10 protein-coding genes are annotated in these 15,414 nt (G+C 41.3%); 7 read left to right on the top strand and 3 right to left on the bottom strand.

Going from position 1 to position 15,414, the window contains the following annotated elements:
* Window positions 1–21 precede the first annotated feature (21 nt).
* From BUA53_RS01145 to BUA53_RS01135, 3 genes are read right to left on the bottom strand one after another with little or no spacing between them, the layout of a single operon-like run.
* Window positions 22–501, bottom strand: a complete 480-nt coding sequence (locus BUA53_RS01145; RefSeq protein WP_072833396.1) for a nucleoside deaminase — start codon at window positions 499–501, stop codon at window positions 22–24.
* A gap of 42 nt (window positions 502–543) precedes the next feature.
* On the bottom strand, window positions 544–1,869 hold the full coding sequence (locus BUA53_RS01140) for a sensor histidine kinase (protein WP_072833395.1): 1,326 nt from the start codon (window positions 1,867–1,869) through the stop codon (window positions 544–546).
* A gap of 48 nt (window positions 1,870–1,917) precedes the next feature.
* The gene (locus BUA53_RS01135) at window positions 1,918–3,276 is read right to left on the bottom strand and encodes a sigma-54-dependent transcriptional regulator (protein WP_072833394.1); all 1,359 of its coding nucleotides are present in this window, start codon (window positions 3,274–3,276) and stop codon (window positions 1,918–1,920) included.
* A 299-nt stretch (window positions 3,277–3,575) separates the two neighbouring features.
* Between BUA53_RS01135 and BUA53_RS01130 the strand changes: the two genes are divergently transcribed.
* From BUA53_RS01130 to BUA53_RS01105, 7 genes are read left to right on the top strand one after another with little or no spacing between them, the layout of a single operon-like run.
* A complete protein-coding gene (locus BUA53_RS01130; RefSeq protein WP_072833393.1) occupies window positions 3,576–4,829 on the top strand; it encodes an efflux RND transporter periplasmic adaptor subunit in 1,254 nt (417 codons plus the stop codon).
* 40 nt (window positions 4,830–4,869) lie between these two features.
* On the top strand, window positions 4,870–5,022 hold the full coding sequence (locus BUA53_RS21105) for a hypothetical protein (RefSeq protein ID WP_175545991.1): 153 nt from the start codon (window positions 4,870–4,872) through the stop codon (window positions 5,020–5,022).
* Window positions 5,023–5,048: 26 nt separating this feature from the next.
* Complete coding sequence (locus BUA53_RS01125; protein ID WP_072833603.1) at window positions 5,049–5,726, top strand: ABC transporter ATP-binding protein; 678 nt, start codon at window positions 5,049–5,051, stop codon at window positions 5,724–5,726.
* Window positions 5,727–5,771: 45 nt separating this feature from the next.
* Entirely contained in the window at window positions 5,772–8,132 is a 2,361-nt protein-coding gene (locus tag BUA53_RS01120) for an ABC transporter permease (RefSeq protein WP_072833392.1), read from the top strand.
* Window positions 8,133–8,141: 9 nt separating this feature from the next.
* Window positions 8,142–10,562, top strand: coding sequence for an ABC transporter permease (locus BUA53_RS01115; protein WP_072833391.1), 2,421 nt, complete (start codon window positions 8,142–8,144; stop codon window positions 10,560–10,562).
* A 45-nt stretch (window positions 10,563–10,607) separates the two neighbouring features.
* Window positions 10,608–12,968 carry an ABC transporter permease gene (locus BUA53_RS01110; protein WP_072833390.1) on the top strand — a complete coding sequence of 787 codons (2,361 nt, stop codon included), beginning with the start codon at window positions 10,608–10,610 and terminating at the stop codon, window positions 12,966–12,968.
* An 18-nt stretch (window positions 12,969–12,986) separates the two neighbouring features.
* Complete coding sequence (locus BUA53_RS01105) at window positions 12,987–15,407, top strand: ABC transporter permease (RefSeq protein WP_072833389.1); 2,421 nt, start codon at window positions 12,987–12,989, stop codon at window positions 15,405–15,407.
* Window positions 15,408–15,414 lie beyond the last annotated feature (7 nt).

Genomic DNA, 15,414 nt, shown 5'->3' with positions numbered 1-15,414 from the left:
CCTGTTTTAATTAACAAATGCCTAATACTCTATTTTCTCATCCATTTGAGACCATTTTTTAAATGCCTCCAGGGCTTCGTCTCTCAATAATTGTTGGGTAAAGAGTGTGCGGTGCTCCAAAGGCTTTTCCAATTCTTCATAGATAAACTTATCATCAAAATTGATGGCCGCGGCATCTGTTTTTGTATTGGCATAGTATAATTTGTCCAGTCTTGCCCAATATATGGCCCCCAGGCACATGGGGCAGGGTTCACAACTGGCATATATCTCGCATCCTGTTAACTGGAATGTTTGCAAATGCTCACAGGCCTGTCGGATGGCAACCACTTCAGCATGCGCAGTAGGATCATTGGTAGAGGTCACATTGTTAGCACCCCTTGCTATGATTTCACCATTTTTAACAATGACAGCACCAAAAGGGCCCCCTTTACAAGTTTTGATATTGGTTAAGGATAAGGCTATAGCTTCACGCATAAATGCTTCCTGCTGCTCTGTGTTCATTTTGCAAGAATAAGGATTTGGAAGTAATCTGAAGAGTGGTGTTTAAAATTGCATGGAAAAAACAGTTCCTTTCCCTTCTATGGACTGAACCTGGATGTTGCCACGGTGCAGCATAATGATCTGTTTACAAAGACTGAGTCCAATTCCACTCCCGCTTTTTTTGGTACTGAAAAAGGGTATAAATATCTTATCTAACACTTCTTCTGGAATGCCAGGTCCATTGTCAGCTACTTTAAGAATAACTTTTTTATTCAGTGGTTGTTCAGCAGATAATATGATCCTGGGTTCCAACTGATCCTTAACTGCTTCAATAGCATTAACGATAAGATTGATCAATACCTGTTCTATGAGACTGGGATCTGCTTCAAGCATAAGATCGGTATCCTTTAATATGATCTCAAGCTCAATACCCTTTTGCTCAAAAGTTGGAGCCATTAACTGGTGCAGGTTGCCAAACAGTTCCCTTATATACACCTTTTGAAGGTTGAGCTTTGTAATCTTATTGAGGTTACGATATGTCTCTGCAAATTTGAGCAGTCCTTCACTTCTTCGCTGGATGGTTTCGATACCTAATTCCAGGTCTTCAAGGGTATTGGTATCAGTGGAGGTAAGTCTTTTTTTCAATGTTTCAGCAAGAGAAGAAATCGGAGCTACAGAATTCATGATCTCGTGTGTCATAACACTCAAAAGCTTTTGCCAGGCACGCGATTCCGTTTCATCCAGGGCTTCATTTACATTTTGGAAAGCAACCAGCTTAAATTTCTTGCCTTCTGTTTGAAAAGCAGTAGCTGATAGTAATATTTTGAAGTGTGACTTTTCTAAATGAGCAATAGCGATCTTGCTTTCCCCTGGCCTTAGCTCATAAATTTCTGTAAATAACATGCTATCCCTTTTCTCAAATGAATGAATGGTTTTCAGGTATGGCAACTGAAGCATATTCTTTAATGATTCATTCATCCAAACCACTTCGCCGGTTTCCATTTCGTAGGAAAGGATCCCGGTACCAACCAGTTCAAGTATTTTCTGGAGGTACTGGTATTGAGTTTCTTTTTCCTTTGATATTACTTTGAAGGTGCTGTTGATCTCATTAAATCCTTTCCGCAGTGGCTGAATATCTGCTGAGGCATGTTTGACATCGAAATAGCGGGAGAAATCACGATAATGTACAGCCTCAACAAACTGGTTAACTTCATCATATGTCTTTTTCTGAAATCGCAGAAATTCTATGATCTGGTAAATAACAAGAGGTGAAATGAGCGCAAGGTAAACATGCCATTGCTTTACCAGGAAAAAGGAAGCAGCAGTTAAAGTTATTACAAGGAGCAAAACACGGGATAAAATGCGCCACTGAAAATCTTTAAAGATCATATAGAATAAATAGATGGATAGGGAATAGAAAATGAGATATAAGGCGTATTAAATATCGTATTTATTCAAACGCCTGTATAAAGCTGTTCTGGTAATGCCTAACTCTTTTGCTGCTTTAGAAATGTTTCCACTATGCTTCTCTATAACACGCAGGATGGTGTTTTTTTCCACTGCTCCCAGGTTTGAGAATTGAACTTCTTCTGTTGCCATTGTTTGTTCAATAGGAGAAAATATAATATCCTTTGCAGTTAAAATATTGCCATCAGACATGATCACAGCCCTTTCAATGGTATATTGAAGTTCTCTTACATTTCCGGGATAGTTGTAGCCCATCAGTTTATCAATTGCCTTATCATCAAAATCAAGGGTGGGCTTGAGGTATTTATTACTATATATCTTGCTGAAATGCTTTGCCAGGAGAATTATATCCTTTTCCCTTTTGCGCAGGGGGGGTATAATGATCTCTACCGTATTGATGCGATAGATAAGGTCTTTTCTAAACCTGGCTTCATTGGCCAATTCAGAAATTGGAATGTTGGTAGCGCATACAAGCCTTATGTCAATTGGAATGGATTCGTTGCTTCCCAGGCGCGTCACTGTACGATTTTGTAAAACACTCAGCAGCTTTGCCTGCTGGTGCAAGGAGATATTTCCTATTTCATCAAGGAAAAGCGTACCACCATTAGCCAATTCAAATCGGCCCATACGGTCCTCGCGGGCGTCCGTAAAAGCTCCTTTTTTATGGCCAAATAGTTCACTTTCAAATAATGAATCTGTCAGAGCCCCAACATCAACTTTTACAAATGGCTGGGTTGACCTGCCCGAAAAATGATGAATGGCTTTTGCGATCAATTCCTTACCGGTACCATTTTCTCCCAATATGAGAATGTTTGCATCTGTGGGAGCAATCTTCTGGATCTTATAAAAAATATCCTGCATACATTCTGACTTACCCAGCAGCTCTGTTTCAAATAAAGATGAAGACGGTAGGGCAATAGCACCAGTCCCTTTGTTTTCTTTTCTTTTTACGGCTTCTTTAATGGTAGTGATCAGTCTTTCATTATGCCAGGGCTTTACTACAAAATCAAAAGCTCCTTCTTTCAGGGAACGGATAGCCAGGTCAATATCACCATATGCGGTTATCATAATAACCGCAGCCGTGGACCGGAATTCTTCTTTTATCTTTTTAAGCCAGAAGATGCCCTCATTGCCAGTATTGATGGAACTATTGAAGTTCATGTCAAGCAGAATGACGTCAAATTCCTGTTTAGCTAAAATTGATCTTATGTTCTCAGGATTCTTTTCCGTGACAATTTCTTTCACCTCGGGGCGTAATAACAATCGCACTGCGGTCAACACATCGATATCGTCATCAATAACCAGGACTGAAGCAGTTTTTAAAGACATAACTAATAGTAGAATGATTTGGTAGTAGCGAAACTACAAATATGCCAGTAATGCAAGCCTTTGAAAATGAAGTCTCCATTTTAGGTGTACAGTGGTACGGTGTATCAAAAGCGTACACTTTCTGTACGGTAACGAACAGCTTCGTAGATTGCAAAAAATGTAACTTATTGAAAACCATAATCGTCAAACATTGGCATTGGTTTCGACTCAGTGATGTAACAAAGCGATCACCGGACAATAAGTTTCGGTGCCTGTTAAAAAGAACCAGTTTAAGTTAAAACCATAAAATCTAACGCTCCGTGGATAGAAAAATTGAAAAAAAGAAGTGGACTCAAAAGAGGATTCTCACCATTGCAGGTATTGCAGGACTTGTGCTGCTCATTACCGGCAGCCTTTATTTCACCTCAGGTAAGGCCAAGCTGAATGTAGATGCTGAGCGCATTACGATCAGTGAAGTAAAGAAAGGCGCTTTCCAGGAATTTATCCCTGTAAACGGAGTGGTGCTTCCCCTGACAACAATTTACCTTGATGCCATCGAGGGTGGAAGGGTGGAAGAGAAGTTGGTTGATGACGGGGCCATTGTTAAAAAGGGACAGCCAATCCTCCGCCTATCGAATACGGACCTGGCTCTGAGCCTCGTGAATCAACAAACCTCTGTGTACAATTTATTGACCCAAATGCAGATAGCCAGGAATGCAGCACAGCAGAATACTACTACAAAGCTGAACCAGATGACAGATGTGGATAACCAGCTGAAGGAAGCCAAAAGGATCTATGAATTGAACAAGACCCTGTATGAACAAAAAGCTATTGGCCTGCAGGAATTTAAGCAATCAGAAAACAATTATAACTATCAACTGGAAAAGAAGGGGCTTACAGAAAAGATCCTGAAGCAGGACGAATCTTCCAATGCCCAACAGATCTCACAGGCCCAACAATCTTACCTGGGATCACAGAACGCACTGAACGTGATGCGCAAGAAAGTAGGTGACCTGATCGTAAGAGCTCCCATTGATGGTCAACTGACATCACTGGATGCCGAGGTGGGGCAGAGTAAAAATAAAGGCGAACGCCTGGGCCAGATAGATGTATTAAGCGGCTATAAGGTACGTGTTGATGTAGATGAACATTATATCTCAAGGGTATTCATTGGCCTCATGGGTGAAACATCCTTCGCAGGCAAAAATTACAAGTTAAAGATCAACAAGGTATTCACACAGGTGAACAGTGGACGATTCCAGGTTGATATGGAATTCATCGATGCGGTACCCGAGGGTATACGTCGTGGTCAAACCTTGCAGATACGCCTTGCATTGAGCGATGAAACCCAGGCTTTATTACTGGCTAAGGGTGGGTTTTACCAGCAAACAGGCGGTAATTGGGTATTCAAAGTTGACAAAGATGGAAAAACCGCATATAAAGTAGATGTGCAGCTGGGCCGCCAGAATCCTGATTATTATGAAGTGCTGAGCGGCCTGCAGCCCGGCGATAAGATCGTGACCTCCAGTTACGAGAACTATGGGAATATGCAGGAACTGGTGCTTAAAAAATAAAGTTCAAAAACCAACAACATATACTTGTAAACCTTCTGCCATGAAACTCTTCTTTTTAATGATCCCTCTTTTAGGTGTTCATTGTATCACAACAGCCTGTTTTCAAAAGATCAGGGAAAGAAAACCGGAAGTGAAGAAAGAAATTGTGGCTTTCCAGATCCTGCCTGGAAACCTTTTAATGCATTTCAATTAATCCAAACTGTTTATAAAAAAATCAAAATGATAAAGATTAAAAACCTCGAAAAGATCTATCGTACTGAAGATGTGGAAACAGTAGCACTGAACAAACTTTCCCTTTCCGTAGCTGAGGGTGAATTTGTCGCTATTATGGGCCCCTCAGGTTGTGGCAAATCCACTTTATTAAATATCCTGGGGCTGCTTGACGATCCGGATAGCGGAAGCTTTTTGTTCAATGGAATTGAGGTAGCTGATTTCAATGAAAGAAAAAGAGCAGACCTGCGCAAAAGAAATATTGGATTTGTTTTCCAGAGCTTTAACCTGATTGATGAATTGACTGTTTTTGAAAATGTAGAACTGCCATTGATCTATTTAGGTGCAAGACCTTCAGAACGCAAACAAAGAGTGGAAGAAGTGCTGGATAAAATGCAGATCATGCACCGCCGCAATCACTACCCTCAACAGCTTTCCGGAGGTCAGCAACAGCGTGTGGCAGTGGCCAGGGCTGTGGTGAATAATCCTAAGCTGATATTGGCTGATGAACCTACCGGTAACCTGGATTCCAGTAATGGTAATGAAGTCATGCAAATGCTGACAGACCTTAATGAACAAGGTACAACGGTGGTAATGGTAACGCACTCTGAGCATGATGCCAGGTATAGTCACCGCATTGTTCGCATGCTTGACGGACAGACCGTACTGGAAAATATCATGGTTTGACAACTGACCTAATGCACAGGAGGATCTAACCACAAAACCAATTACATGTTCACCACTTATATTAAGCTTGCCTGGCGCAACCTTGTTAAGCATAAAGTTTTTTCTTTTATCAATATCGCAGGTCTCACCATTGGAATGGCCTGCACTTTACTGATCCTGGTATGGGTGTATAACGAACGCTCATGGGATCGGAATAATAAAAATTACGATACTATTTACCATGTAATGTGTAATCGTGATTTCAATGGCGAGATCAATACCGGGCAGGATATGATGTATCCATTGCCTAAGGCTGCCAAAGCCAGCTTCCCGGAAATAGAACATGCAGCCATTGTGTCTTTTGGAGAGACCACCTTATTTAGATCAGGGGATAAGCGATTGAATAAATCCACACTTACTGTATCACCAGAGTTTTTTGACATCTTTAGTTATGAACCCTTGCAGGGTAATCTATCTACAGCTGTAAAAGATGCCGATGCAGTCATTCTCACTGAATCAACAGCTAAGGCTTTGTTTGGAAACGTGAACGTGATCAACCAGCCTGTTGAAATTAACAACCATAGAACGGCCTATGTCAAAGCTGTCATCAAAGACGTCCCAAGGAATTCAACCTTACAGTTTGAAGGGATCATTCCCTTTAATCCCTCTTCTCCTGACATTATTAAATCTGAGACTGAATGGGTGAATTGCGGCAACCGTGTGTTCTTTCAAACGCATAGCGGTACTAATATCCCTGCACTGGCATCTAAAGTTATGAAACTGGTACAGGAGCATACAGAAGGCGAGAACCCTACTACAAGGGGAAGTATTGTATTACATCCAATGAGTAAATGGAGGTTATATGGAGATTTCAGCAATGGCGTTAATACCGGCGGCAGAATTGAATATGTATATCTTTTTACCTGGATAGCGGTGATCATACTGATCATTGCTTGTGTCAATTTTATGAACCTATCTACAGCTCGTTCTGAGAAAAGAGCCAAGGAAGTAGGTATTCGCAAAACACTGGGCTCTGAGCGCAAACAATTACTTTACCAGTTCATATCAGAATCGCTTTTGCTTTCTGTTTTAGCATTTGTTCTTGCAGCAGTCATAGTCATTGCACTGGTGCCAACCTTTAGTCAATTATTGAAAGAAGATCTTGTTATACCTTTTAAACAACCTGTCACCTGGGTACTTGTTGCTGCAATGATATTGGTCACAGGCCTTGTGGCCGGAAGTTACCCTGCATTTTATTTATCAGGCTTCAATCCCATAAAAGTATTGAAAGGAACCTTCCTGCCTGGTAAGCAAGCCTTATTGCCAAGAAAGATACTGGTGACCTTCCAGTTTATTGCTTCCATCATTTTGATATCAGCTACGGTAGTTATCTATAAACAGTTGCAATATGTAAAGGACCGGGATCTGGGATATGACCAGGATAACCTGGTAATGGTCAATTCAACCCCTGCAACCGATAAGAGTTTTGATGCATTAAAAAACGACCTGCTGCAGACAGGGCTTGTATCGTCGGTTAACCGCACATCCAGCCCAATCACAGATATTTACATGTCCACTTCAGGTATCAGGTGGGTAGGTGCTCCGCCTAGTTCCAATTTGGTTATTGGATTCATCTTTACCAATGAAGATTTTGCTCAAACAGTACGGACTAAAATACTTGATGGCAGGGATTTCCGTAGTGGCGATTCCAATGCCGTAGTTTTTAATAAAGAAGCGATCAAACTTATGGGCTTAAAGACACCTGTGGGTACAAAGATCAACTGGGCGGGCAAAGAACGGACAATTGTTGGTGTGCTGGATGATATGGTCATCACTTCTCCCTATAAGCCCGCAGATCCATTGATGCTGGTGTATGAGAATAAATGGTCAGGAAGGCTGAACCTGCGTCTTGCTAAAAATGCAGACCTTAAAAATGCATTGGCAGCCGTAGAAAACACTTATAAGAAATACAGTATTGAATATCCATTTGAATACAAATTCATTGATGAAGAGTTTAACCAGAAGTTCATCAACGAACAACTGATTGGCAAGCTGTCTGTAATCTTTGCCGGGCTGGCCATATTCATTTGCTGTCTTGGATTGTTTGGACTCGTGGCATCTTCCATTGAACGACGCCGCAAGGAGATTGGGATCCGCAAAGTGCTTGGTGCTTCACTGCAGCAATTATTATTGCTCATGTCTAAAGAATTTTTATGGTTGGTTGCCCTGGCCTTTGTGGTAGCTATTCCCATAGCCTGGTGGGGAATGAATAAATGGTTGCAAAATTATAGTTACCGCACGGATATAAGTGTAGGTGTGTTTGCCATGGTAGGTATTGTCATTCTTTTTATTGCACTGCTAACTGTAAGCCTAAATGCATCAAGGGCGGCACTTAGCAACCCGGTCAAAACATTAAGAAGCGAATAAACCTGTTCTATGTTCTATAATTATTTTAAAATAGCATTCAGGAACCTGGTAAAGTACAAGTTCATTTCCTTCATAAATCTGTTCGGGTTAACACTGGGATTAACCTGTTGCCTGCTGATCAGCACATATATAATCAATGAATTGAGTTATGACCGGTATAATACAAATGCCGATCACATATTCAGGGTTGAAAGGACTTTTGTAAATCCTGAAACGGGGGCGCTTAATTTAAAGCTTGCCGCAGTGGCACCACCAGTGGGCCCATTACTTAAAAATGATTTTAAAGAGATCAGACAGGTTACACGCCTGTTGCAAAACAGTCCTACACCTTTCCGTTATGAGGATAAAAAGTTCAATGAGCAAAATTCCTATTTCGCCGACGAGCATTTGTTTGATGTGTTCAATGTACAGGTGACAAAAGGCAATCCCGCCAAAGCATTGAACGATCCTTATTCTGTCATGCTTACGGAAGATCTTGCTAAAAAATATTTTGGCAACGATGAGCCACTGAATAAGATTGTGAGAATGAATAACCAGTTTGACCTGAAAGTTACTGGTGTTTACAAATCTTTTCCTTCCAATGCACACCTGCATCCAGAGTTGATGATCTCATTTAATACATTGAATGACACGGCAGTGTATGGCGCGAATAACCTGGCAACCAACTGGGGCAATAACGCCTTCTTTACTTATGTTCTTTTACCGCAGGGATATGACCCTTCCAAACTGGAGGCCCAGTTACCTGCTTTTTTGAACAGGCATATCAATGATGGTGACAAGTACAAACCTTCACAATATACCAGCTTGTCTTTGCGTAAACTTTCAGATATCCACCTGTTGTCTCATATGGATGATGAAGCAGAAGAAAATGGAGACATTAAAAGGGTGTATGTTTTCTCTGCCATAGCACTATTCATACTGTTGATAGCCTGTATCAATTATATGAATCTTTCCACGGCAAGATCTGTTTTACGTGGAAAGGAGATCGGGATCCGCAAGGTGGTAGGTGCTCAAAAAAAAGAGCTCGTATTACAATTCCTTTGCGAATCAGTCCTTATTTGCTGGATAGCGACCTTATTGGCCATTCTGCTCACCAGGCTTGCCCTTCCCTGGCTGAATGACATTTCAGGACAGGGTCTTTCAATAAGCAGTTTGTTCAAATGGCAGTTCTTATTGCCTTTATTATCCTTACCATTTGTTATTGGTATCCTTTCGGGCATCTACCCGGCACTATTCCTTTCTTCCTTCCAACCTATTAAGGTATTGAAAGGCATAATGAAGGTAGGAGGTCATAGCCTGTCATTCCGTAAAGCACTGGTAGTAGTCCAATTTTCCATTTCGATTATACTCATTATTTGTACAACTATTGTTTTCCAGCAGCTGCGGTATATGCAGCAGAAAGCATTAGGCTTTAATAAAGATCATGTGATCACACTTGCGTACAATGCAGGTCTAAATGACAAGTATGAATCTTTTAAAACGCAATTACTGGATAATCCTGGCATCAAGGGCGTCACCCGTTCTTCAAGAATACCATCAGGACGTTTGCTCGATGCGATGGGATCTCAAATAAACAGGGGTGATTCATTGACGCCTATCCAGGCCGATATAAAGTTTGTGGTTGCCGACGAGGATTTTATACCTACTTATGGTGTTGGAATGGTGCAGGGAAGAAATTTTTCCAAAAGCTATGGCATGGATACTTCGGCTTTCCTGGTAAATGAGGCTGCTGTAAAAGTATTAGGATTGAAATCCAATGAAGAAGCTATTGGCAAACAGTTTCAATATGGCAGGAAGAAAGGCCAGTTGGTAGGTGTTTTCAATGATTTTCATTTTGAATCCATGCACCAGCGTATCCTGCCTCTTATATTGTTTATTCCCCAGAATGGAAACAATTTCGGCAGGATTTCCATTAAGGTTTCAGGTAGCATTCCAGCTGCTATTGCTCATATTGAATCCACATGGAAACAATTCCTACCCGAAATTCCTTTTGATTATACTTTTCTCGATGAGAACTTCTCACGTTTATACCAGTCAGAACACAGGCAGGAAAGCATTTTCACTATTTTCTCTTTCATTGCCATTTTCATTGCCTGTCTTGGGCTATTGGGATTATCAGCATTCACCATCAGTCAAAGGATAAAGGAGATTGGCATACGCAAGGTGTTAGGGGCTACTGTGAGTACTATTGTTACGCTGCTCTCAAAAGACTTTCTGAAGCTTGTACTTATAGCAGGCATCATTGCATTTCCTGTGGCCTGGTTTGCCATGAACAAATGGCTTGAAGATTTTGCCTATCGCATCAATATTCCCTGGTGGGTATTCCTGTTTGCCGGGTTTATGGCTGCATTGGTTGCATTTGCCACAATCGGGTTCCAGGCGGTCAAAGCTGCAAGAGCCAATCCTGTTAAAAATTTAAGAACTGAATAGAGAGGGATTGATCACCAGAACTATTATGTACTAAACCAACGGACTATGCTTAAAAATTACCTCAAGATCGCCTTTCGAAACCTGCTTCGCAATAAGGCTTTTTCCATAATCAATATTTCTGGTCTTGCCATAGGCATGGCCAGTGCTATTTTGATCTTGTTATGGATACAGAATGAAGTAAGCTATGAACAGTTTCATGAAAAGAAGGACCGTATTTATGAAGCCTGGAATAAGGCTCATTTCAGCGGCAAACTGCAGGCATGGAACACAACCCCCAAAATATTGGCGCGCACATTGGAGAAAGATTATCCTGAGGTAGAACAGGCGGTGCGTGTGTACTGGGACCATGTTTATCTTTTTAGTGTAGGAGATAAGCGATTGACTGTAAGTGGGAATATGGTAGACTCCAATTTTCTGCAGGTGTTTAGCTTTCCATTGATCAAAGGCAATCCAAAAACCGCATTGATGGATATGCACTCTATAGTAATCACGGAAAAGCTGGCGAAAAAGCTATATGGAGACGAAGATCCAATGGGCAAGGTCCTTAAGCTTGATAACAAAGATAATTTCCAGGTCACCGGCCTGCTGAAAGATCTGCCCAATAATACCCGTTTCAAATTTGAATACTTATTGCCCTGGTCCTATTTAAGATATGTGGGTGAAGATGATGCCAGCTGGGGCAACAATTCAACGCGTACCTATGTAATGCTAAAGCCAAATGCTTCCGTGGTTGCTTTGAATACAAAATTGAAAACGATCCGTCAGCGCTATGCAGATAGTGATAAGGAAGGCGAAATGTTCGTCTACCCCATGAGTCGCTGGCGCCTGTATTCCAGTTTTAAGGAAGGTGTTGAAGATGGCGGACGTATTGAATTTGTAAGGCTGTTTGGGATTATTGCTGTATTCATATTGCTGATAGCCTGTATCAATTTTATGAACCTGAGTACTGCACGAAGTGAAAAACGTGCAAAAGAAGTAGGTATCCGCAAAGTTGTTGGAGCTCCAAAAAGTGCACTTGTAGGGCAGTTCATTGGCGAGTCTGTTCTACTGGCATTGATAGCTGGTATATTGGCCGTCCTCATAGTACAGGTGAGCTTACCTGCATTTAACAAACTTACAGATAAGGAGCTTTTTATTGATTATGGCAACTACCGCAATTGGGTATTTGCACTGGGGTTTATTTTGCTGACTGGTATTATTGCAGGAAGTTATCCTGCCTTCTTCCTTTCTTCATTCCAACCTGTAAAAGTTTTAAAAGGAATATTCAGGTCCAGTAAGGCTTTGATAGCACCACGCAAAATATTGGTGGTTCTGCAGTTTTCTTTTGCCATTATCCTCATCATAGGCACATTGGTAGTTAAACACCAGATCAGCTATGCCAGGGAGCGTGAAGCTGGATATGACAAGAATAATTTGGTGTATCATATGCTTTCGGGTGACCTTGGTAAGAATTATGAACTGGTGAAAAATGAATTACTTAATGCAGGAGTAGCTACATCTGTAAGTAAGACCAGCGCACCTATTACGCAGGGATGGAGTGACAGTTGGGACTTTCAATGGGCTGGAAAGGATCCAAACGATAAAACAGATTTTGACAGGTTTTCAGCTGATCAGAATATTGTTAAAACAGCCGGATTCCAATTGGTAAAAGGACGGGATTTCGATCTGAAGCAATTCCCTACAGATTCCACAGCAGTATTGTTAAATGAATCTGCTGTTAAGGCCATGAATTTTAAGGAACCCATTGGACAGTTGATAAAAGATATTGGCGTTGAATGGCATGTGGTGGGCGTAATTAAGGATTTCATCCTGCAATCACCTTATTATCCCTTGAAGCCAATGGTGGTTGAGGGGGCCAGGGGATGGCTTAATGTGATGCATATTAAATTAAACCCTGCAAAATCTACCGAATCAAATCTTAAAGTTGCAGAGAGCATATTTAAAAAATATAATCCTGAATATCCTTTTGAATATAAGTTCGTGGATGAAGAATATGCCAGGAAGTTTGATGATGAGAAAAGGACTGGCATACTTACAGCATTGTTTGCCGGGTTAACCATTTTCATATCCTGCCTGGGGCTTTTTGGATTAGCAGCCTACATGGCACAGAACCGCATTAAGGAAATTGGTGTGCGCAAGGTGCTGGGTGCATCAGTAACCAGTATTACCACTTTACTCTCAAAAGACTTTTTAAAACTTGTCATTATTGCGCTGCTGATTGCTTCGCCAATTGCTGGTTTTACCATGTATAAATGGTTGCAGAATTATCCTTACAGGGTAAACCTGGAATGGTGGGTATTTGTCCTTGCCGGAATGAGTGCTATTTCCATTGCCATTCTCACAGTTAGTTTCCAGGCCATCAAGGCAGCTATGACCAACCCTGTTAAGAATCTTAGGACTGAGTAAACCGCAACAAATAATTGAATGTTTAAGAATTATTTTAAAACTGCTTTTCGCAACCTGCTTCGCTCTAAAGGTTTTTCACTGGTCAATATTGCCAGTCTTGCTATTGGCATAACCGGTTGCCTGGTTATTGCATTGTTTGTATGGGATGAATTAAAGTTTGATCAGTCAATCACAGGCGGAGAAAACGTATACCGGGTGTATACGGTGCGAAATGATAATAATACAGTCACGAAGGCTGCTGTTGTAGCCCCTGCAATAGCCAGTTATTTGGACCAACACTATCCCGAGGTGGATACTACAGCAAGGATTTTAATGTCTGCTGATAAGTTTCTTTTCGAGGTCAATCAAAAGTCCGATTACGAGGAAAAAGGTTGGTTTGCAGAAGCTTCATTTTTTAAAATATTTCCGCTGGCCTTTGATAAAGGTGATCCTGCAACTGCGCTGACAATGCCATCCTCGATGGTAATCACCAGTGAACTTGCTAAACGTTATTTTGGGAAGGAGGATCCTATTGGGAAAACTATAAAAATTGATAAAGAGGACTTTATAGTTACAGGAGTGCTGGGTCCATTACCTAGGCATTTTCATTTGGATTTTCATTACCTCATGTCTCTTTCTTCTGCAGGTATAGCCGCTGAAAGAATGCAGAGCTGGGACTGGAGCCAGTTTTATACCTATGCCAGGCTGAAGGCCGGTTCAAATGTTCAAAGACTTCAGGATAAATTCCAGGCATATGTAAAAAAAGAAATAATCCCCAGGCAGCAACAAACGGGGACAACTATAATGCCTTATTTCCAGCCCTTACAAAACATCCACCTGCAGTCAGCTGATTTTGTTTATGATAATGCCATAAGAGGAAATGAGACCTATGTGAAAGGCCTATCTATTATTGCCTTGTTTGTTTTGATCATTGCCTGTTTCAACTTTATTAATCTTGCTACCGCAAGATCCTTTAGAAGAGCAAAGGAAATAGGTATAAGAAAGGTAATTGGTGCTGACCGCAAACAATTGATTATTCAATTCATCGGTGAAACAGTGCTGCTTTCAGTGTTGTCTGTAATGATTGCTACCATAGCAACTTGTTTAATAATACCTTCTCTCAATAGTTTTACCGGCAAATCCATAAGATTTAATCCACTTACAGACCCAGGGATTGCGTGCGCCTTGTTGGTTTCCGGGATAATTATCGGCATACTTGCAGGTATATATCCCGCATTTGTTCTTTCAGGTTTCCAACCTATCAAGGTTTTAAAATCAATGAAGATCACCGGAAACAGCATACGTGCCGGTTGGTTGCGTAAGGGACTTGTTGTTATTCAATTTGCATTATCTGCCTTACTGATCGTATCCTCCCTCATAGTTTACCGGCAGATAAGGTACATGAATAACAAGGACCTTGGGTTTCAAAAAGAGCAGGTATTATACTTCCAGGTCCGTGGCGATGTGGAGAAAAACCTTGAAACATTTAAATCTGAACTACGGAATTCCACCAATATTGTTTCTGTAACCTCGGGATATGGATTGCCTGGAGATCAGTTTGCAGGTGACAATATTACTATTCCAGGAAAGGATGGAAATAAAAACTATCCTGCGAATGTTTTCATTGGTGATCATGACTATATAAAAACGCTTGGACTTCGGCTTATTGCGGGAAGGGATTTCTCCCGGGAAATGGCAACCGATGAAGAACAGGCTTTTATAATCAATGAAACAGCGGTAAAGGATCTTGGTTTTGGAACTCCGGAAAAAGCCCTGGGACAACGATTAAACTGGGATAAGTGGGAACCTGATTCATTGCATCCTGTGAAAGAGGGAAGGGTCATTGGTGTGGTTCAGGACTTCAACTATAAAAGTCTTCATGAAAAGATCATGGCATCGGTGATACAGATATATCCCAAGGTAGTCTATAAAGTTGCCGTTAAGATCAGGCCAGACGATATTAAATCTACTATTGCCTTTATCAATAAGGTTTGGAACCAGTTCTCTCCCGGATACCCCCTGGCGTATCAATTCATGGATGAAAGTTATGATGCCATGTACCGCTCGGAAGAAAAACTGGGTAGCCTGCTCTGGGCTTTCACCATCATGGCCATTGTCATAGGGTGTATGGGGTTGTTTGCCCTGGCTGCGCTGAGTGCCGAACAAAGAGTAAAAGAAATTGGTATACGCAAAGTTTTGGGTGCAGGCATCCTGAATATAGTTGGATTGCTTTCCCGTAATTTTTTATTCCTGGTGCTGCTGGCTTCCATTATAGCTTTTCCAATTGCCTGGTGGGCCATGAATAACTGGCTGGATGATTTTCCCTATAGGATTACTATCAGCATAGGGGTGTTTTTTATTGCCACCCTGGCAGCATTAGCCATTGCATTCATAACAGTGAGTTTCCAGGCTATCAGGGCTGCACTTGCCAATCCGGTAAAAAGTCTAAGAACTGAGTAAGATATAA

Origin of the sequence: Flavisolibacter ginsengisoli DSM 18119, from assembly GCF_900129295.1 — a bacterium.
Taxonomy (GTDB): domain Bacteria; phylum Bacteroidota; class Bacteroidia; order Chitinophagales; family Chitinophagaceae; genus Flavisolibacter; species Flavisolibacter ginsengisoli.
The sequence above is the reverse complement of the archived record's forward strand: the minus strand, read 5'-3'. Positions and strand labels throughout refer to the sequence as shown.

Bases quoted from the DNA above. Each gene is read 5' to 3' on its own strand.
- BUA53_RS01115 (WP_072833391.1), top strand. From the start codon at position 8,142: ATGTTCTATAATTATTTTAAAATAGCATTCAGGAACCTGGTAAAGTAC.
- BUA53_RS01110 (WP_072833390.1), top strand. From the start codon at position 10,608: ATGCTTAAAAATTACCTCAAGATCGCCTTTCGAAACCTGCTTCGCAAT.
- BUA53_RS01135 (WP_072833394.1), bottom strand. From the start codon at position 3,276: ATGTCTTTAAAAACTGCTTCAGTCCTGGTTATTGATGACGATATCGAT.
- BUA53_RS01140 (WP_072833395.1), bottom strand. From the start codon at position 1,869: ATGATCTTTAAAGATTTTCAGTGGCGCATTTTATCCCGTGTTTTGCTC.
- BUA53_RS01105 (WP_072833389.1), top strand. From the start codon at position 12,987: ATGTTTAAGAATTATTTTAAAACTGCTTTTCGCAACCTGCTTCGCTCT.
- BUA53_RS01125 (WP_072833603.1), top strand. From the start codon at position 5,049: ATGATAAAGATTAAAAACCTCGAAAAGATCTATCGTACTGAAGATGTG.
- BUA53_RS01145 (WP_072833396.1), bottom strand. From the start codon at position 501: ATGAACACAGAGCAGCAGGAAGCATTTATGCGTGAAGCTATAGCCTTA.
- BUA53_RS01120 (WP_072833392.1), top strand. From the start codon at position 5,772: ATGTTCACCACTTATATTAAGCTTGCCTGGCGCAACCTTGTTAAGCAT.
- BUA53_RS21105 (WP_175545991.1), top strand. From the start codon at position 4,870: ATGAAACTCTTCTTTTTAATGATCCCTCTTTTAGGTGTTCATTGTATC.